The 18,605-nt window shown below is 73.3% G+C and carries 16 protein-coding genes; 13 read left to right on the top strand and 3 right to left on the bottom strand.

The features are described 5' to 3' along the window. Nucleotides 1-114 precede the first annotated feature (114 nt). The 4 genes from OG989_RS02040 to OG989_RS02025 all read left to right on the top strand — a co-directional run bounded on the left by OG989_RS02040 (nt 115) and on the right by OG989_RS02025 (nt 5,055). Complete coding sequence (locus OG989_RS02040) at nt 115-1,203, top strand: ABC transporter ATP-binding protein (protein WP_151455022.1); 1,089 nt, start codon at nt 115-117, stop codon at nt 1,201-1,203. Continuing rightward, nucleotides 1,200-2,201 carry an ABC transporter permease gene (locus OG989_RS02035; protein ID WP_151455021.1) on the top strand — a complete coding sequence of 334 codons (1,002 nt, stop codon included), beginning with the start codon at nt 1,200-1,202 and terminating at the stop codon, nt 2,199-2,201. Before OG989_RS02040 ends, OG989_RS02035 begins: the two co-directional genes overlap by 4 nt. 12 nt (nt 2,202-2,213) lie before the next feature. Beyond that, nucleotides 2,214-3,200 carry an ABC transporter permease gene (locus tag OG989_RS02030; RefSeq protein ID WP_151455020.1) on the top strand — a complete coding sequence of 329 codons (987 nt, stop codon included), beginning with the start codon at nt 2,214-2,216 and terminating at the stop codon, nt 3,198-3,200. Nucleotides 3,201-3,309: 109 nt separating this feature from the next. Next, on the top strand, nt 3,310-5,055 hold the full coding sequence (locus OG989_RS02025) for an ABC transporter substrate-binding protein (RefSeq protein WP_327029524.1): 1,746 nt from the start codon (nt 3,310-3,312) through the stop codon (nt 5,053-5,055). A gap of 239 nt (nt 5,056-5,294) precedes the next feature. Here OG989_RS02025 and OG989_RS02020 read toward each other — a convergent pair whose 3' ends face one another. Next, entirely contained in the window at nt 5,295-7,436 is a 2,142-nt protein-coding gene (locus OG989_RS02020) for a S9 family peptidase (protein WP_327029523.1), read from the bottom strand. Nucleotides 7,437-7,523: 87 nt separating this feature from the next. Here OG989_RS02020 and mshB point away from each other — a divergent pair, with 87 nt between their 5' ends. The 3 genes from mshB to OG989_RS02005 all read left to right on the top strand — a co-directional run bounded on the left by mshB (nt 7,524) and on the right by OG989_RS02005 (nt 9,451). Next, a complete protein-coding gene (gene mshB / locus OG989_RS02015) occupies nt 7,524-8,450 on the top strand; it encodes an N-acetyl-1-D-myo-inositol-2-amino-2-deoxy-alpha-D-glucopyranoside deacetylase (protein WP_151455017.1) in 927 nt (308 codons plus the stop codon). Nucleotides 8,451-8,467: 17 nt separating this feature from the next. Continuing rightward, the gene (locus OG989_RS02010; RefSeq protein WP_327031097.1) at nt 8,468-8,905 is read left to right on the top strand and encodes a hypothetical protein; all 438 of its coding nucleotides are present in this window, start codon (nt 8,468-8,470) and stop codon (nt 8,903-8,905) included. Between the two features lie 78 nt (nt 8,906-8,983). Further along, nucleotides 8,984-9,451 carry a hypothetical protein gene (locus OG989_RS02005; protein ID WP_151455016.1) on the top strand — a complete coding sequence of 156 codons (468 nt, stop codon included), beginning with the start codon at nt 8,984-8,986 and terminating at the stop codon, nt 9,449-9,451. Nucleotides 9,452-9,613: 162 nt separating this feature from the next. Here OG989_RS02005 and OG989_RS02000 read toward each other — a convergent pair whose 3' ends face one another. Then, nucleotides 9,614-10,573: a GNAT family N-acetyltransferase gene (locus OG989_RS02000; RefSeq protein WP_327029522.1), complete on the bottom strand. Its 960-nt coding sequence runs from the start codon at nt 10,571-10,573 to the stop codon at nt 9,614-9,616. A 79-nt stretch (nt 10,574-10,652) separates the two neighbouring features. Between OG989_RS02000 and fdxA the strand changes: the two genes are divergently transcribed. The 5 genes from fdxA to OG989_RS01975 all read left to right on the top strand — a co-directional run bounded on the left by fdxA (nt 10,653) and on the right by OG989_RS01975 (nt 14,524). After that, on the top strand, nt 10,653-10,979 hold the full coding sequence (fdxA, locus tag OG989_RS01995) for a ferredoxin (RefSeq protein WP_091422126.1): 327 nt from the start codon (nt 10,653-10,655) through the stop codon (nt 10,977-10,979). Further along, on the top strand, nt 10,976-12,082 hold the full coding sequence (dapC, locus tag OG989_RS01990) for a succinyldiaminopimelate transaminase (RefSeq protein ID WP_327031096.1): 1,107 nt from the start codon (nt 10,976-10,978) through the stop codon (nt 12,080-12,082). Before fdxA ends, dapC begins: the two co-directional genes overlap by 4 nt. A 19-nt stretch (nt 12,083-12,101) precedes the next feature. Then, nucleotides 12,102-13,127: a prephenate dehydrogenase gene (locus tag OG989_RS01985; RefSeq protein ID WP_327029521.1), complete on the top strand. Its 1,026-nt coding sequence runs from the start codon at nt 12,102-12,104 to the stop codon at nt 13,125-13,127. A 102-nt stretch (nt 13,128-13,229) separates the two neighbouring features. Then, nucleotides 13,230-13,877: an SIMPL domain-containing protein gene (locus OG989_RS01980; protein WP_121399738.1), complete on the top strand. Its 648-nt coding sequence runs from the start codon at nt 13,230-13,232 to the stop codon at nt 13,875-13,877. Next, on the top strand, nt 13,877-14,524 hold the full coding sequence (locus tag OG989_RS01975) for a nucleoside/nucleotide kinase family protein (protein ID WP_151456223.1): 648 nt from the start codon (nt 13,877-13,879) through the stop codon (nt 14,522-14,524). Before OG989_RS01980 ends, OG989_RS01975 begins: the two co-directional genes overlap by 1 nt. Before the next feature lie 40 nt (nt 14,525-14,564). On the opposite strand, the gene OG989_RS01970 is transcribed toward OG989_RS01975, so the two are convergent. Beyond that, a complete protein-coding gene (locus OG989_RS01970) occupies nt 14,565-15,122 on the bottom strand; it encodes a sugar O-acetyltransferase (protein ID WP_151456224.1) in 558 nt (185 codons plus the stop codon). A gap of 98 nt (nt 15,123-15,220) precedes the next feature. On the opposite strand from OG989_RS01970, the gene OG989_RS01965 reads away from it, so the two are divergent. Further along, nucleotides 15,221-18,586: a S8 family serine peptidase gene (locus OG989_RS01965; RefSeq protein ID WP_327029520.1), complete on the top strand. Its 3,366-nt coding sequence runs from the start codon at nt 15,221-15,223 to the stop codon at nt 18,584-18,586. Nucleotides 18,587-18,605 lie beyond the last annotated feature (19 nt).

The raw sequence follows: 18,605 nt of genomic DNA, 5'->3' as shown, positions 1-18,605 counted from the left end.
CGCGAGGAACGCAGCGCAGCGGAGTCCCGCAGTCGCGAACGGAAGGTGGGCCCCGGTGAGCGCGAGGAACGCAGCGCAGCGGAGTCCCGCAGTCGCGAACGGAGGTTGGCTCCGATGAACGTGGAGATCAAGGAGCCGGTGGAGCCGCTGCTGCGGGTGCGCGGGCTGGCCAAGCACTTCCCGGTGCGCAACGGGCTTCGGCGTAGCGGCCTGGTCCGGGCCGTGGACGGGCTGGACTTCGACGTGCGCCCGGGCGAGACGCTCGGCCTGGTGGGCGAGTCCGGCTGCGGCAAGACGACCACCGGTCGGATGCTGGTGCGCCTGCTGGAGCCCACGGCGGGCAGCATCGAGTTCGCCGGGCGGGACATCACCCACGCGGGCCGCCGCGAGCTGCGGGCGCTGCGGCAGGACCTCCAGATCATCTTCCAGGACCCGTACGCGTCGCTGAACCCCCGGCACACCGTGGGCCGGATCGTGGCGATGCCGTTGCAGGTCAACGGGATCACCCCGCCGGGCGGGGTGAAGAAGCGGGTCCAGGAGCTGCTGGAACTGGTCGGGCTGAACCCGGAGCACTACAACCGCTACCCGCACGAGTTCTCCGGCGGCCAGCGGCAGCGCATCGGCATCGCCCGCGCGCTCGCCCTGCAACCCAAGCTGATCGTCGCCGACGAGCCGGTCTCCGCCCTGGACGTGTCGATCCAGGCGCAGGTGGTCAACCTGCTGCGCGACCTGCAACGCGACCTCGGTCTGGCGTTCGTCTTCATCGCCCACGACCTGGCCGTGGTGCGGCACTTCTGCCAGCGGGTCGCCGTCATGTACCTCGGCAAGGTCGTCGAGATCGGCGACCGGGACGACATCTACGAACGGCCGCAGCACCCGTACACCCGGGCCCTGCTCTCGGCCATCCCCGACGTCACCCAGCTCGGCGCGGCGGGCCGGATCCGGCTCTCCGGGGACGTCCCGACGCCGCTGGACCCGCCGTCGGGTTGCCGCTTCCGCACCCGGTGCTGGAAGGCGCAGGAGCGGTGCGCCACCGAGGAGCCGGCGCTGGTGTCGCGCGACGGCGGCGCCCAGGCCATCGCCTGCCACTTCCCCGAGACGGGGCCGGTCGGCGCCACCACGGGACCGGCCGGCGACGACGCGCGGCCGGTGGACCCCGGGTCGGCCGGGGTCGGCACGACCGCCGAGGAGGTGGCGAAGTGAGCTTGTCCCCGGTCGAGGGCACGGCGCTGGCCGAGATCGAATCCGGCGGCGACGCCGGCGAGGGGAAGACGCTGGTCGGCCGCTCGCCGGGTCAGCTCGTCCGCAGCCGGCTGCGCAGCGACCGTACGGCCCTGGTGAGCGGCGTGGTGCTGGTCTTCTTCGTGCTGCTGGCGGTGGGCGCGCCCCTGGTCCAGCGGCTCTACGGGGTGACCCCGAACGAGCAGTTCGGCGAGCTGCTGGACAGCACGGGGATGCCGCTGGGATACGTCGGCGGGATCAGCGGCGACCACTGGTTCGGTCTGGAGCCCGGCCTGGGCCGGGACATCTTCATGCGGATGATCTACGGCATCCGCACCTCGCTGCTGATCGCGCTCGGCGCGGCCCTGATCACCACCACGATCGGCGTGGTCCTCGGGATCCTCGCCGGCTACCTCGGCGGGGTGGTGGACGCGGTGATCAGCTGGATCACCGACGTGGCGCTGGCGATGCCGTTCCTGATCTTCGCGCTGGCCGTGGTGCCGACGTTCTCGCTGCGCTTCTACGGCCCGCGCGACGAGGTGCCGACCTGGTTCGCGGTCACCACGCTGATCGTGGTCTTCACCGCGTTCGGCTGGACCAGCACCGCGCGGCTGGTACGCGGCCAGGTGGTGTCGCTGCGCGAACGCGAGTTCGTGGAGGCGGCCAAGGCCAGCGGCGCGGGGCTGGGGCACATGCTCTTCCGGCAGCTGCTGCCGAACATCTGGGCCCCGATCCTGGTGTCGTTCTCGCTGCTGGTGCCGTCGTACGTGACCAGTGAGGCGGCGCTGTCCTTCCTCGGCGTCGGGCTGCCCGAGTCGGTGCCCAGCTTCGGCCGGATGATCTACCGGAGCATCGACTACCTGCAGACCGACCCGGCCTACGTCTTCTTCCCCGGCATCACGATCTTCGCGCTCGTGCTGGCGTTCAACCTCTTCGGCGACGCGTTGCGTGACGCGCTCGACCCGAAGTCGTCACGGTAAGGGGTACTGCGCATGGTGCGCTTCCTGGTGAAGCGGGTGCTGCTGGCGATCTCGGTGCTGTTCGCGGTGAGTGTGGTCAGCTTCCTGCTGTTCTTCGCGCTGCCCGCCGACCCGGTGACCGGCATGTGCCCGAAGAACTGCAACGCCGAGCGTCTGGAGCGGGTGCGGACGGAGTTGGGGCTCAACGAGCCGAAGGTGCAGCAGTACGCCGACTACATGAAGGGCATCTTCGTCGGCCGTGACCTGGGCAGCGCCCAGGGCGGCGAGTGCGCGGCGCCCTGCCTCGGCTACTCGTACGTCAACAGCGAGGCGGTCACCGACACCTTCGCCCGGGTGCTGCCGGTGACGTTGAGCATCGTCCTGCCCGCGGCGGTGCTGTGGCTCGCCATCGGGGTCGGGCTCGGCATGGTCTCGGCCCTGCGGCGCGGCTCGCTGCTGGACCGGATCTCGATCGGCCTCACCCTGACCTTCGCCTCGCTCCAGCTCTACTTCGTCGGCGCGGTCCTGTTGCTGATCTTCGTCTACACCCTGCGGATCCTGCCCACGCCGCGGTACACGTCGCTGTTCGAGAATCCCGTGGAGTGGGCGCGGGGACTGGTGCTGGCCTGGGTCACCCTGGCGCTGCTCTTCTCCGCGATCTACGCCCGGCTGTCCCGGGCCCAGATGCTGGAGACGCTCTCCGAGGACTACGTGCGTACCGCCCGGGCCAAGGGCATGCCGAAGCGGCAGGTGTACGGCAAACACGCGCTGCGGGCGGCGATCACGCCGATCGTCACCATCGCCGGTCTCGACGTGGGCACGGCGCTCGGCGGCACGGTGATCACCGAGACCACCTTCGGCATCCAGGGGCTGGGGCGTACGGCGGTGGAGGCGGTCAGCCAGGGGGACCTGCCGACCATCATGGGGACGGTGCTGATCGCCGCGCTGTTCGTGGTCGTCGCCAACATGCTCGTCGACCTGCTCTATGCGTTCATCGACCCCCGGGTGCGCCTCGGCTGACCCGAGGCGTGCCGGGTGCCGATCGTTGTAGCCCCGTTATCTGCTCGAAATTTACCGTCATTGAAGGCTAGGCGAAGCTTTCCTTCATCGGCGATCCGGAGGAGTGAGTATGCGAGCAAGACGCGTCACCGCCCTGGGCGGTGCGATCGCACTGATGGTTTCCCTCGGTGCGTGCAGCGAGAACACCGGTGACGACACCGGCGGGGTGGACACCACCAAGCCGCGCACCGGTGCCATCGCGACCGACCCCAAGGACTCTCTCGGCCCGGCGCCGGAGGTGCCCGGCGCGGCCAAGGGCGGCACGTTCTACATCCTGCGGGAGAACAAGATCTCCCACATGGACCCCCAGCGGATCTACTCGTTCGCCGGCCTGATGGGAAGCCAGCTCTACGCCCGCTTCCTCACCACCTTCAAGGACGACGGCAAGGGCAACGTCACCCTGGTCGGCGACCTGGCCGAGACCCCCGGCACCAACGTCAACAACGACTGCAAGGTCTGGGAGTTCAAGGTCAAGCAGGGGGTGAAGTTCGAGGACGGCCGGCCGATCACCAGCAAGGAGATCGCGTACGGCATCGCCCGGTCCTTCGACCCGGACCTCACCGGCGGCCCGACCTACCTCCAGGAGTGGCTGGTCGACAGCCCGCAGTACGACACCAAGTGGGACTTCAAGGCCAACAAGACCTCGCTGCCGCCGGGGCTGACCACGCCCGACGAGAAGACCCTGCGCTTCGAGTTCAACAAGCCCCGCTGTGACCTGCCGTTCGCCGTTTCGCTGCCGGCCACCGCGCCGCTGCCGGCCGACAAGGACACCGGCGTCAACCTGGACAACCAGCCGTTCTCCTCGGGCCCGTACAAGTTCACCAAGCACACCCCGGGCGTCGAGATCGTGCTCGAGCGCAACGAGCACTGGGACGCGGCCACCGACGCCGTGCGCCACCAGTACCCGGACAAGTTCGTCTGGTCGCTGGGCGCGGACCAGGCCGCCCAGACCAACCGGGTGCTCGCCGGCACCGGCAACGACGCCGCGGCGGTCGCCACCGGCGGTGTCCCGTCGGAGCTGCTCGCCAAGGTCACCGGCGACCCCAAGCTCAAGGAGCGGATGATCGTCGCGGCCACGCCGAACGCGTACCGCCTGAGCATCAACACCGCCCGGGTCACCGACCTGTCGGTGCGGCAGGCGATCAACCACGCGATCGACCGCACCAGCATCACCAAGAACCTCGGCGGTCCCTACGGCGCCGTGCCGATGACCACGCTGCTGCCGCCCACCACGCTCGGCTACAAGCAGTTCGACGCGTACCCGGCCGGCGACGGCGGCAACCCGGAGAAGGCCAAGGAGCTGCTCGCCGGCAAGACGCAGAACCTGGTGCTGCTCACCTCCGACGTGACCAGCTCCCAGGAGCGGGCCACCCAGATCAAGAACGCGCTGGAGAAGGCCGGCTTCACCGTCACGATCAAGACGATCCCCGAGGACGGCTACCTCGACACGGTGAAGAAGAAGGACAACCCGTACGACATCTGGGTCGACTCGTGGGCGGCCGACTGGCCCAGCGGCGCGTCGATCCTGCCGGTGCTCTTCGACGGCCGTGGCATCAAGGCCGAGGGCAACAGCAACACCTCGCAGCTCAACAACGAGGCGCTCAACACGGAGTTCGACCGGATCCTCGCGCTCGACCCGGCCAAGCAGGCCGACGAGTGGAGCAAGATCGACGAGCGGCTCATGAAGGAGACGGCGCCGGCGGTGCCGCTCTACGTCGAGGTGGTCTCCGTCGCGCACGGCGAGAAGGCCGGCGGCGTCTTCATCGGCAGCATCTTCGGCTGGCCGAGCTTCGTGGACGCGTACGTCAAGCAGTGACAACGCCCGTGAGGCGGTGACACCCCAGCGGTGACACCGCACGGACCGACCCCCGGTCGACAACGTCGTCGGCCGGGGGTCGCCGTGTCCGCACGTCCCACCCGCGACCTGCCCCGCGGCGCCACCGCCCAGCGGGAGCCCACGCGGGTACGCTCCCGGCCCGAGTTGGCCGTCCACGCCTGCGCCAACTCCAGGAAGTTCTCCGCCGGCCCGCGGTGGCGACGGCCACGTCGGAGCGGCTAGAGGTGCCGGCGGACGAAGTCGAGTTCCAGCCTGAGCAGGCGCTCGGCGATGCCGCCGGCGGCCATGTGGGTGGCCCCGGTCAGCGGGAGCACGGAGTGCGGCCGGCCGGTCGCCAGCAGCGCCGCCGACAGCCGCAGCGTGTGCGCGGCCACCACGTTGTCGTCGACCAGGCCGTGCACCAGCAGCAGCGGCCGGGCCGCCTCCCCGGCCGGCACGGGCTCGCCGGCCAGTTCCACCAGCGAGTGGTGCGCGTAGATGTCCGTGCCGTCGTCCGGCAGGCCCAGGTAGCGCTCCGTGTAGGCCGTGTCGTACAGCGCCCAGTCGGTGACCGGCGCTCCGACGATGCCGCACCGGAACAGCTCCGGGTGCCGCAGCACCGCCAGCCCGGCCAGCCAGCCGCCGAACGACCAGCCCCGCACCGCCACCCGCTCCAGGTCCAGGTCGGGGTGCTTGCCGGCCAACGCGGTGAGCGCGTCCACCTGGTCGAGCAGGACGACGTCGGCCACCCGGCGGTGGATCGCCTTCTCGAAGGAGGGGGCCACCCCCGGCGTACCCCGGTTGTCGATGGTGACGACCGCGAAGCCGGCGTCGGCCCACCACTGCCGCTCCAGCCACGCCGCGCGGGCCGCGAGCACCTCCTGGTGCCCCGGCCCGCCGTAGACGTCCAGCAGCACCGGCAGCCGCCGGCCGGTGACGTAGTTGTCCGGGTAGAGCACGGCCGTCGGCAGCCGCCGGTCGGTGACCCGCTCCAGCAGCGGCAGCGGCGCGTACGGCGGGGTGGCGGCGAGCGAGCGCAGCACGGCCACCTCCTGCTCGCCCCGGCGCACCGTCCAGCGGACGCCCGCGTGGTCGAGCGAGGCGGTGCCCACCACCAGCACGTCCCCGCCCACGGCGGCGGTGTGCCAGCCCGGGTCGGTGGTGATCCGGCGGGCGTCCACGCCGCCGCCGATGGTGGTGCGCACCCGGAACAGGTGCCGTTCGCTCGGCTCGCCGTCGCTCGCCTCCACCAGCAGGTCGGCCGGGCCGCTGCCGCCGGGCAGCCGCCCCACCACCCGCCGCACGTAGAGCGAGGGCGGGGTGAGCAGGGTGCCGTCGGCGAAGAGGCAGCGGGCGTCGTACCCGTCGTGGGCGAGCTCGCCGCCGACGAGCACCCGGCCGTCCGGCAGGTGCGCCGGGGTGCCCGGGATCGGCTCCACCCAGCGCGGATCGGCCAGCTCGGCGTGCACCTGGGTCTCGCCGGTGCGCGGGTCCACGGCGAGCACCAGGCCGTGCTGCTGGGACCGGCGCAGCACGGTGATCAGCGGGCCCCCGTCGGCCCAGTGCACGGCCGTCAGGTACGGGTAGGTCTCCCGGTCCCAGTGCACGTCGACCCAGCCGTCGTCGAGATCCAGCAGGTGCAGGCTGACCTCGGCGTTCGCGGTGCCCGCCCGGGGGTACGCGACGGTGGTCGGCGGGCTCGCCGGGTCGGCCGGGTCGTGCAGGTGCCAGCGCTCCACGCGGGACTCGTCCACCCGGGCGGCCAGCACCGCACGACCGTCCGGCGCCCACCAGTAGCCGCGATAGCGGTCGAACTCCTCGGCCGCGATGTGCTCGGCCAGCCCCCAGGTCACCCCGGAGTCCTCGCCGGCCAGCAGGGTGTCCGTGCCGTCGTGCTCGACCACCCGCAGCTGCCCCCGCCGGACCCCCTCGGCGGCGTCGGTGACGTACGCCAGGCGCTGCCCTGTGGGATCGGGCCGGGGGTCGAGCACCGGGCCGACGGTGGCCACCTCGACCACGTCGCCGTGCACCAGGTCGGCCCGGAACAGCCGCCCGGCCAGCGCGAAGACCGCCACCCGGCCGGCGCCGTCGAGCGTGTAGGAGCCGATGCCGGAGGCGCTCAGCCGCAGCCGCTCGCGCAGCGCGCGCTCGCCCGGGCTCAGCGCGTCGGCGTCGGCGTCGGCCCCGAGCAGCGCCGCCGGGTCGGCGACGAGCCGCTCCTCGCCGGTCGCCACGTCGAGCTGCCAGAGCGCGTCGGCCGGGTCCTCCGGGCCGGCCGAGCGCAGGAAGACCACCCGGGAGCCGTCGTCGGCCACGGTGACCGCCCGCGGCGCTCCGCGGCTGAACCGGCGGGTGCGGGCGGCCAGCTCCGGAAAGTCCACAGTCCAGATCGTAGAGCGGGGACCGGGGGTGATGTGGCCGACCTGCGCGGACGCGTCGGGGTCGGCGGAGGAGAACCGCCGGATAGAGTGACCGGCGTGACGACGCTGCCTGACCGCCGCCTCCTGCTGGTCCACGCGCACCCCGACGACGAGTCCATCGGCACCGGCTCGACGATGGCGCACTACGCCGCCGCCGGCGCTCACGTCACCCTGGTGACCTGCACCCTCGGCGAGGAGGGCGAGATCCACGTGCCGGCGCTCGCCCAGCTCGCCGCGGCCGAGGCCGACCAGCTCGGCGGTTGGCGGATCGCCGAGTTGACCGCCGCCTGCGCCGCGCTCGGCGTCACCGACCACCGCTTCCTCGGCGGCGCCGGCCGTTACCGCGACTCCGGCATGATGGGCCTCGCCACCAACGAGCACCCCCGCGCCTTCTGGCAGGCCGACCTCGACGAGGCCGCCGGGCACCTGGTGGAGATCATGCGGGAGGTACGCCCGCAGGTCATGGTCACGTACGACGACAACGGCTTCTACGGGCACCCGGACCACATCCAGGCGCACCGGGTGGCGATGCGCGCGTACGAGCTGGCCGACGCGGAGGGCTTCGCCCCGGCGAAGGTCTACTGGACGGCGATGCCGCTCAGCGTGCTGGAGGCCGGCCTGACCCACTTCGCCGAGTCGGCGGACAACCCGTTCGCCGGCATCCAGGACATCTCGGAGCTGCCCTTCGGCACCCCCGACGCGCAGATCGCCGCCCGGATCGACGCCACGGACCAGCACGCCGCCAAGGAGGCGGCGATGCGCGCGCACGCCACCCAGATCCCCGACGCCTCCTGGCTCTACTCGATCGCCGGCAACTTCGGCAGCGAGTTCATGGGCGTGGAGTACTACACCCTCGCGGTGGGCGGGAGGGGACCCGGCAGCGGCCCGTACGGCTGGGAGGACGACCTCTTCGCCGGGCTGGACGTCGCCGACGCTCCGGACCGGTCCCCGGTCTCGGCGGCCGGTAACCGGTGACCCTGCCCGTCGCGTCGATGTCGACCGCCCCGCAGGAGACCGTCCCGCCGCCGTCCGGGCCGTCCCGGCGGCTGCTCGACCTCGCCCTGCGGATCGCCGGCGGACTGGTCGCCGTCCTCGCCGGGACGCTCACCGCGGTGCTGGAGCTGCTGCTGGCCACGCTCCGGGTCGGCGGGCACCTGATCGGCGTCTCGGTGCTCGTCGCGATCGCCGCGAACATCGCGCTGAGCTGGTTCGCGCACGAGGCCGTCGGTCGCCGGTGGGCCGTGGTGCTGCCCGCGACGCCCTGGTTCGTCCTGATGTCGGTGGCGGCGGTCCGCACCGCGGAGGGGGACCTGCTCGTCACCGGCGACAACTGGGTCGGCCTGGCGATGATCGTGGCCGGCGCGATGACCTTCGCGGTGATGGGTTTCCGGCAGATCCTGGCACCGCCACCGGTCCGGTCGGGGGACTGACGGAGCACAGGTTCCGGTGGTAGACATTCCTGCCAGGAGGCCCGCCGCTTCGGCGGGCGGTACGGCGGGAGGCGTGCGATGAGTGAGCGGTGGCGCGCGATCGGGGTTCTCGCGGTCGCGCTGTTCGCGGTCAACGTGGTCGCCCGGCTGGTCACCCGGTTCGGTTTCGACGGCGACGACACGGCCGCCGCCGACCGGGTGTCGCTGGGGATGTTCGTGGTGATCGGGCTGGTCCTGGCGGCGGTCGCCTTCGTGTGGGGCAGGCGTCGCCCCGTCTCGGCCTGGAGCGCGGACCTGGCCGCCGCGGTCGGCATCGCGCTGCTGCTGACGGTGCTGGTCGGGCCGCTGCTGGTCGGCAACGACCCGTTCGGCGGGGGTGCGGGCACCTTCTTCGCCCAGATCTGGCTCTACCTCGCGGCAGCCGGCGTGGGTGTGCTGCTCGGCTACCTGCTCCTCACGGCGCTGGGCCTGGACCACCGCTCGCAGTCCCTCAAGCGCTACGCCGAACTGAGGGCCACCAAGCCCCGCCGAGTAGTCCGCCGCTAACCCACCCCGACCCCACCCACCCCCCCACTCCACCCCCTGACCTCGTTGATCATGAAGTTATTGCCGCTGTAAGCGCTTTCCGCTGGCAACAACTTCATGATCAACGCTGCGGCGGACGACGGCGCCGTGCGGAGGGGACGGCGGAGGGGGCGGACGGCGCGGTCAGGGGGGTGGGGTACGGGTCAGGTAGGTGTGGTGGGTGGTGAAGCCCAGGGTGCGGTAGAGGGTCACCGCCGGGGTGTTGCGCTGCTCGACCTGGAGGAAGGCGCGCGAGGCGCCGGTCGCGGCGCCCCAGTCGGCCAGCGCGCGGATGATCCGGCCGGCCAGACCCTGTCGCCTGGCCTCGGGCAGCACCTCGACGAGGCTGAGCCCGAGCCAGCGGCCCTGCCCGGTGACCGTGCCCCGGCCGATGGCGAGCAGCGTGCCGTCGGCGTACACGTGGGCGAAGCGGACCTGGTCCACGGCGGTGAGCACGTGCCGGGCGGCGTCCGGCAGGCCGCCCTTGCGGCCGGCGGCGACGGCGAGCCAGTCGTCCGACGGCTCGGCGGTCAGCTCGACCGGCGGCGCTCCGGCGGGCTCCGGCGCGGCCGGCGGCAGCCCCGCCAGCGGCACGGTCTGTACCAGCACGGGCGGCCTGCCGACCCAGCCCCGGGCGTCCAGCTCCGCGCCCACCGGGGCGGCGAGCGGCAGCGGGGTGTTGACCATCGGCGGTTGACCGAGGTCGGCGTACCAGCGCTCCACCGCGTCGAGCGCGGCGGGCAGGGGCCGGTCCGGGTCGCCCACGGGCAGCGCCGAGTTGGCCCGACCGGTCCAGCCGTCGGCCGCGCGCAGCCGCCAGTCGCCGAGCCGTCCCCGCACGGCGGCGGGCCACGCCTCGTCGGCGGCCAGTTCCAGCTCGACCACGGCCGCCGCGGTGGGGCGACGGGCCGGCGGCACCCGCTTGGCCCGGTGCACCTCGGCCACGGGGATCCGGAGCCGGCCCTGCGCGGTGGCGAGTGTGAGATGGGTTTCGCTCAGCTCGACCAGCTCGCCGAGGGCGTCCGAGAAGAGCGGCCGACCTTCGCGAATCCCCACGATTCGGCGAACCACGATCCGGTGTCCCACATCCTGCTGTCGGAGCACGATCGACCCCCTCCCCGGCGAGATACTAGGCTCTAACCGTCGCGGGTGATCGCGGCGTGTCTTGCGGAGGAGAAGACCGGTGACCTACATCATCGCCGAGCCGTGCGTGGATGTGCTCGACAAGGCTTGCATCGAGGAATGCCCGGTCGACTGCATTTACGAGGGCAACCGGATGCTCTACATCCACCCCGACGAGTGCGTCGACTGTGGGGCCTGTGAGCCGGTCTGCCCGGTCGAGGCGATCTTCTACGAGGACGACGTCCCGGAGCAGTGGAAGGACTACACCGGCGCCAACTACGAGTTCTTCGAGGAGCTGGGCTCGCCCGGCGGCGCCTCGAAGATCGGCAAGGTGGAGAAGGACGCGACCTTCGTCGCCGCGCAGCCGCCGCGCGGCGAGGGCCACTGAACCGGCCCGCGCCGGTCTCGTCACGGCTGCCGGAGTTCACCTGGGACACCCTGGACGCCGCGGCCACACTGGCCGCGGCGCACCCTGAGGGCCTGATCAACCTCTCCATGGGTACGCCGGTCGACCCGGTGCCCGAGGTGATCCGGCGGGCGCTGGCCGACGCGTCCAACGCGCCGGGCTATCCGCTGACCGCTGGCACGCCGCTGCTGCGCGAGACGATCGCGGCCTGGGTGGCGCGGGCCTGCGGCGCCGGCGTCGACGGCCTCGGCGTGCTGCCGACGATCGGCTCCAAGGAACTCGTCGCCTGGCTGCCGACCCTGCTCGGGATCGGTCCCGGCGACGTCGTCGTGGTGCCCTCGATCGCCTACCCGACGTACGAGGACGGGGTCCGGCTCGCCGGCGCCACCGTCGTGCGCGCCGACTCGCTGACCGCCGTCGGCCCCACCTCCCGGGTGCGCCTGGTCTGGGTCAACTCGCCGGGCAACCCGACCGGCCGGGTGCTGCCGGCGGCCCACCTGCGCAAGGTGGTCGACTGGGCCCGGGAGCGCGGCGCGGTGGTCGCCAGCGACGAGTGCTACCTGCCGCTGGGCTGGGCCGCCGAGCCCGTCTCGGTGCTCTCGCCCGAGGTCTGCGGCGGGTCGTACGACGGGGTGCTGGCCGTCCACTCGCTCTCCAAGCGGTCCAACCTGGCCGGCTACCGGGCGGGATTCGTGGCGGGCGACCCGGCACTGGTGGCGGAGCTGCTCAAGGTCCGCAAGCACGCCGGGATGATCGTGCCGGCGCCGGTACAGGCGGCGATGGTGGCCGCGCTGCGCGACGAGCGGCACGCCGACGAGCAGCGGGAGCGCTACCGGGCCCGGCGGGACACCCTGCACGCCGCGTTCACCGACGCCGGCTTCACCGTCGAGCACTCCGAGGCCGGGCTCTACCTCTGGCTGACCCGGGGCGAGGACTGCTGGGAGACGATCGACTGGCTGGCCCGGCGGGGCATCCTCGCGGCTGCGGGCGTCTTCTACGGCCCGGGCGGCCGGCAGCACGTCCGGGTGGCGCTGACCGAGTCCGACGAGCACGTGGCGGCGGTTGCCGGCCGGCTGCGCGCCTGAGTGACCGCCGAGGCGCGTGATGGTGGACAGTTCGCGAGGGCGACCCCGGGTCGCCGTGGTGGGCACCGGCCTCATCGGCGGTTCGGTCCTGCTGCGGCTGCACGAGGCGGGGCTGGACGTCGCCGGCTGGGACCCGGACCGGGCCACCCGGGCGGACGGGCGCGCACGCGGGATGACCTTCCCCGACGACCTGGGCGGGGCCGTCCGCGACCGTGACGTCGTGTTCCTCTGCGGCCCGCTGCCGAGGCTGCCGGAGACCCTGCTCACCGTCGCCAAGCACGCCGGGGACGGCTGCGTCCTCACCGACGTGGGCAGCACGAAGGGCGCGGTGGCCGCCTTCGCCACGGCCAACGGGTTGACCGACCGGTTCGTACCGGGCCATCCGATGGCGGGCACCGAACGCTCCGGGCTCGCCGCCGCCGTGCCGGCGCTGTTCGAGGGGGCCGCGTGGGTGCTCTGCCCGGCGGCCGAGGGGATCCGGCCGTTCCGGATGCTGTCCAACCTCATCGTGGACGTCTTCGCCGCCCGGGTGGTGCCGATGTCGCCGGCGGTGCACGACTCGGTGGTGGCGCTCTCGTCGCACATCCCCCACCTGCTCGCCGGCAGCCTCGCCGGCGCGGTGGCGAAGTCGGACCTCCGGGACGCCGTGCTGGGCCTCGCCGCGGGCAGCTTCCGGGACGGCACCCGGGTCGCCGGCACCCCGGCCCGGCGTACGGCCGACATGCTCTTCGACAACCGCGAGCAGGTGGTGCGACAGCTCGGCCAGGTCGCCGCGTTCCTCGACGGGCTCGCCACCGCGTTGCGCGAGCAGGACATCGACGCCCTGGTCGGTCACTTCGAGGGGGCGCGGGACTTGCGTACCGTCCTGTTCGACCGTGACCTGCTCGCCCACCGGCAGGAGTTCCCCGCCGACGGCGACCACCGCGCCGAGGTGGAGTTCCTGCTGGAGCTGGGGGCCGCCGGCGGTTACCTCACCGAGTGCCGGGTCGACGGCGACCGGGTCGCCTACACGGGCCACCTCCCGGCGACGGCCCACTCGGCCTGATCCGGACCGGCCGGGGCGTGCGCACCGGGCCGCCGACCGCACCCCGGTCGACGTGCGGTCGGACGGCGGGCGGGCCGGCGGGCGCGCGGTTAGGGTGAGGGCATGGTGGACGGGCCGGTGGTGGCGGTGCGCGGCGAGGCGTACCGGGAGGTGGCTCCGGAGATCGCCCGGTTCGCGGTGACGGCCAGGGCGCGCGACCGGGACCGCGAGGCCACCCTGACACGGCTGGCCGAACGGGCCGCCGCCGTCCGGGTGCTGCTCGACGGCGAGGGCCCCGGCATCGACCGGCGGGAGACCGGCGAGCTCCAGGTCAGGCCGGAGACCCGGCGCTCCGGCGAGCGGGTGGTGGCGTACAGCGGCAGCGTGACCACCACCGTGACGGTCAGCGACTTCACCGCGCTCGGCGAGCTGATGCTGCGCCTCGCCGACCAGGACCAGATCGAGGTGGCCGGGCCGTGGTGGTCGCTGCGGCCGGACAGCCCGGCCCACCGTGAGGCCCGGCACGCCGCGCTCGCCGACGCCCTGCTGCGTGCCCGCGAGTACGCGGAGGCCCTCGGCGCCCGCGTGACCGCCCTGATCGAGCTGGCCGACGCGGGCGCGGCGGAGCAGCCGATGATGAGCCGGATGGCGTACGCGATGGGCGACGGCGCGGAGAGCGGCCCGCCGGAGCTGGAACTCGACCCGCAGCCGCAGACCGTGCACGCCGCGGTGCAGGCGCGGTTCGCGATCAGCGAGCCGGTACTCGGCTGATGGCCGGCGCCCGGGTCGTCGGCACCGACGAGCTGGTGGCGCGGGCGCGGGCCCTCGCCGGGGCCGGCCCGCGGCAGCTGCTCGGCATCGCCGGGGCGCCCGGCGCGGGCAAGTCGACGCTGGCGGAGCAGATCGTCGAGGCGGTCGGCCCCACCGCCCGGCTGGTGCCGATGGACGGCTTCCACCTCGCGCAGGCCGAGCTGTGCCGGTTGGGCCGCGCGGAGCGCAAGGGCGCCGTCGACACCTTCGACGCCAACGGCTACGTCTCGCTGCTGCGTCGCCTGCACCGGCTGGAGCCGACGGCGGTCTACGCGCCGGCGTTCCGCCGGGACCTGGAGGAGCCGGTGGCCGGCTCGATCGAGGTGCCGCCGTCGGTGCGGCTGGTGGTCACCGAGGGCAACTACCTGCTGCTGACCGGGACGCCCTGGGACGAGGTGCGGCCGCTGCTGCACGAGGCGTGGTTCCTCGACCTGGACGCCGAGCTGCGGCTGCGCCGGCTGACCGCCCGGCACGAGTCGTACGGGCGGTCGGCGGAGCAGGCCCGGGCGTGGGCGACGGGCAGCGACGAGGCCAACGCCGCCCTGGTGGCCGGCACCGCGCACCGCGCCGACCTGGTCGTCCGGCTCGCCGAGCCGCCGCCGCTCTGACGGGTCGGCCCTCGGGAGGCTGTCCGGCGGACTGACGCTGTCAGTCGAGCTGGCGTACGACGCGGGCCGGGTTGCCCACGGCGACCACGTTCGCCGGCAGGTCCTTCGTCACCACGGCGCCTGCGCCGACGACCGTGTTCTCCCCGACGGTGACGCCGGCGAGCACGATGGCCCCACCGCCGAGCCAGACGTTGTCGCCGATGGTGATCGGCTTGGCCCCCTCCCACTTGTCGCGGCGGGGCCCGGGTTCGACGGGATGGGTGGGGGTGAGCAGCTGCACGTTCGGTCCGATCTGGACGTCGGCGCCGATGGTGATCGGGGCGACGTCGAGGAGGACCGCGTTGAAGTTGACGAAGCTGCGCGGCCCGATCCGGACCTGCCAGCCGTAGTCGACGTAGAGCGGCGGTCGGACGTAGGTCCCCTCGCCGACCTCGCCGAGCAGGGCGCGCAGGGCCGCGAGCCGGGCCTCGGGGTCGGCGGCCGGACTGGTGTTGAAGGCTTCCATCAGCCGCGTGGCCCGGTCCAGGTCGGCGGCGATCTCCGGATCGTCGGCGATGTACGGCTCGCCGGCCAGCATGCGTTCCTTCATGGATGTCACCGGTCGATCATCTCCGAGGATCGGTCCTGTTCGTTGGCTGCTCCGTCATCTTTGTGTCTTCACTTTGCATACTCGGTATGCAACTCTGATGACTGTCAATGCGTCTCTCCCTACAGGTAGTAACGCCCGACGAGGAGGATCCGTTGCAGCGAAGAAGAAAACTGGTCGGTCTCGGTCTGGTGCTCGGCATGGTGCTCGGCACCCCCGGCATGGCCGTCGCCCAGAAGCCCGCCCAACCGACCGTCCGTCCCGACGCGACCCCGCCGTCCCGGGTGGGTGACGCCAGCCGCCCGGTCACCGTCACCCTGCTCACCGGCGACCGGGTCACCGTCAGCGGGACCCGGGCCAGTGTGCGACCCGCACCCGGGCGCGAGGACGTCCGCTTCCTGACCCGACGGGAGCGGGGGCACGTCTCCGTCGTACCCGAGGACGCCGTGGCGCCCATCCGGGACGGGCGGATCGACCGGCGGCTGTTCGACGTCACCGAACTGGTCGCCGCCGGCTACGACGACGCCCGGCGCGACGACCTGCCCCTGCTGATCACCGGCAGTGCCGGCGCGGCCCGGCGCTCCGCCGTGCCCGCCGGGGTGACGGTCACCCGTGAGCTGCCCGCCGCCGGCGGGCTCGCCGCCACGGCGAGCAAGCGGCGGGCCGCCGAGGTCTGGGCGGCGGTCACCGCCGCCGGTGCGAGGGTCGGCGCGGCAGGGGGTGCCGACCGGATCTGGCTCGACGGCCGGCGGCAGCTCACGCTCGACCGCAGCGTGCCGCAGATCGGCGCACCGGAGGCGCACCGGAACGGCTGGACCGGCCGGGGCATCCGGGTCGCCGTGCTGGACACCGGGATCGACGCCACGCACCCGGACCTGGCCGGCCGGGTGGCGCAGACGCGCAACTTCACCGAGGAGTCCGCGCCGGGCGACGTCGTCGGGCACGGCACCCACGTCGCCTCGACCATCGCCGGCAGCGGCGCCGCCTCCGGCGGCCGGATGCAGGGCGTGGCCCCGGACGCGACACTTCTCGACGGCAAGGTCTGCGAGACGTACGGCTGCCCGGAATCGGCGATCCTCGCCGGCATGCAGTGGGCGGCGGTCGAGCAGCGGGCCCACGTGATCAACCTCAGTCTCGGCGGCTTCGACACCCCGGAGGTCGACCCGCTGGAGGCGGCCGTCAACACGCTCACCGCGCAGACCGGCGCCCTGTTCGTGATCAGCGCCGGCAACTCCGGCCGGTTCGCGCCGGTCAGTTCCCCCAGCACGGCCGACGCCGCCCTCTCGGTGGGCGCCGTCGACCGGGACGACAGCCTCGCCGACTTCTCCAGCCGTGGTCCCCGCACCGGTGACGACGCGCTGAAGCCGGACATCACCGCTCCGGGGGTGGGGATCGTGGCGGCGCGCAGCCGGGACGGAGTGATCGGCGACCCGGCCGGGACCGGGTACGTGGCGATGTCGGGCACCTCGATGGCGGCCCCGCACGTCAGCGGCGCGGCGGCGCTGATGGCCCAGATGCGGCCCGGCTCGAAGGCCGGCGAGATCAAGGCACTCCTGATGTCCTCGGCGAAGCCGAATCCCGAGCTGACCGCATACGAGCAGGGAGCCGGGCGGGTCGACCTGGCCAAGGCGACCTGGCAGTCGCTGACCAACGACCCGCCGAGCGTGTCGTTCGGGCGGACGCTCTGGCCGCACGGCGACGACGCCCCGGTCACCCGCACGGTGACCTGGCGCAACGACAGCGGGACCGCGACCGACCTGGAGTTGGCCGTCGAGGCGACCGGCCCGGACGGCAGGCCGGCCCCGGCCGGCATGTTCACTCTCGGCGCGACCCGGATCAGCGTGCCGGCCGGCGGCACGGCGAGCACCACCGTCACCGCCAACACCCGTGTCGACGGCCCGGACGGCCACTACACCGGCCGGATCGTGGTCCGCGGCGACAACTTCCCGGCGGGCATCCCGCTGGCGGTGCACCGGGAGGTGGAGAGCTACACGGTGACCGCCCGGCACCTGAACCGCGCCGGCGCGCTCTCCGGCGAGCACAGCACCACGCTGGTCTCCCTGGACGAGCTGCACCCGTACGACCTGTACGACCCGGACGGCACCGCCGAGCTGCGGGTCCCCAAGGGCCGGTACGGGCTGGTCAGTTACGTGTTCGAGGTGGACGGCGACGAGCTCACCGGGGCCACCCAGCTCGTCCAGCCGGAGCTGGTGGTCGGCGGGGACACGCGGATCACCCTCGACGCCCGACGGGGCAAGCCGGTCAGGATGAGCGTCCCGCAGCGCTCGGCCACCCCGGCGCTAGCCGTCACCGAGGCCGGCTTCCTCGCCGAGAACGGCAGCTACACCTTCGGCCTGCTGGACTCCGACTTCGACGGTCTCTTCACCGCAGGGCTCGGGAAGCCGGTGCCCGCAGAGCGGTTCGTCGCCACGGTCAGCGGCCAGTGGGCCGACCTGAAGGCAGCGAGCAGCCCCTACCTCTACGCCCTCAACGAGGCCGTGCCGGGCCGGATGCCGACCGGCTTCGTCCGGCACTACCGGGCGAGCGACCTGGCCACCGTCACCCACCGGTTCAACGGCGGCAGCCCGGGGCTGGCCGCGATGCGCCTGGTCTTCCCGCACCGGGATCCCGACCTCGGCGGCTGGGCGGTCGGGCTGCCCACCGCCACTCCCGGGCAACGGGTCGAGCACTACAACACCCGGGGCGTGCGCTGGTCCTCCGAGCTGGACTTCGGGGTGCCGACCGACGACGGCTGGCTCGACACCAAGGCGATCCTGTTCTCCGAGGAGCGGAGCCTGCGCGCCGGGCGGCACTACCGGGAGAGCTGGAACAGCGCGCCGTACGGGCCGTCGTTCCCGGAGGCGGGGATCGTCCGCCGGGGCGACCGCATCGAGGTGGGCCTGCCGCTGCACAGTGACGCCGAGGGGCACGCCGGCGGCTCGGTCGCCGACACCGCCCGCACCGCCCTCTACCGCAACGGGACGCTGGTAGGGGAGAACGAGGAGCCGGCGTACGGCGGGTTCGACGTGCCGCCGGGCGCGGCCGACTACCGGCTGGAGACGTCGTCGAAGCGGAGCTTCACCGACCTCTCGACCGAGGTGTCGGCCACCTGGACGTTCCGGTCCCGGCACGTCGCCGGGGACGACCCGGCCGCGCTGCCGGCGTCGGCGATCCGGTTCACGCCCCGACTGGACCGGGACAACGCCGCCCCGGCGGGCCGGAGCTTCGTGATCCCGGTGACGGTGCAGCGGCAGCCGGGCGCGCCCTCGGCCCGGGTCGCCGCGCTGACCGTCGACGTCTCCTACGACGGCGGGAAGACCTGGCAGCGGGCCCGGATCCGTGGCGGCGGGGACGGCTGGACGGCCACCGTGCGGCACCCGGCCGGCACCGGACACGTCTCGCTGCGGGCCACCGCCCGGGACACCGCCGGCAACACGGTCACCCAGCGCGTCATCCAGGCGTACCGCCTGCGCTGAGGCGTACCCCCGCCGGGTC

The organism is Micromonospora sp. NBC_01740 (assembly GCF_035920365.1).
Lineage (GTDB): Bacteria > Actinomycetota > Actinomycetes > Mycobacteriales > Micromonosporaceae > Micromonospora > Micromonospora reichwaldensis.
Note: the sequence above shows the minus strand (reverse complement) of the source record. Positions and strands in the feature narration are given on the sequence as shown.

Coding starts and splice junctions, on each gene's coding strand:
- OG989_RS02040 (WP_151455022.1), top strand. CDS start 115: ATGAACGTGGAGATCAAGGAGCCGGTGGAGCCGCTGCTGCGGGTGCGC.
- OG989_RS02030 (WP_151455020.1), top strand. CDS start 2,214: ATGGTGCGCTTCCTGGTGAAGCGGGTGCTGCTGGCGATCTCGGTGCTG.
- OG989_RS02025 (WP_327029524.1), top strand. CDS start 3,310: ATGCGAGCAAGACGCGTCACCGCCCTGGGCGGTGCGATCGCACTGATG.
- OG989_RS02010 (WP_327031097.1), top strand. CDS start 8,468: ATGTCGACCGCCCCGCAGGAGACCGTCCCGCCGCCGTCCGGGCCGTCC.
- OG989_RS02005 (WP_151455016.1), top strand. CDS start 8,984: ATGAGTGAGCGGTGGCGCGCGATCGGGGTTCTCGCGGTCGCGCTGTTC.
- OG989_RS01985 (WP_327029521.1), top strand. CDS start 12,102: ATGGTGGACAGTTCGCGAGGGCGACCCCGGGTCGCCGTGGTGGGCACC.
- OG989_RS01980 (WP_121399738.1), top strand. CDS start 13,230: ATGGTGGACGGGCCGGTGGTGGCGGTGCGCGGCGAGGCGTACCGGGAG.
- OG989_RS01975 (WP_151456223.1), top strand. CDS start 13,877: ATGGCCGGCGCCCGGGTCGTCGGCACCGACGAGCTGGTGGCGCGGGCG.
- OG989_RS01965 (WP_327029520.1), top strand. CDS start 15,221: ATGCGTCTCTCCCTACAGGTAGTAACGCCCGACGAGGAGGATCCGTTG.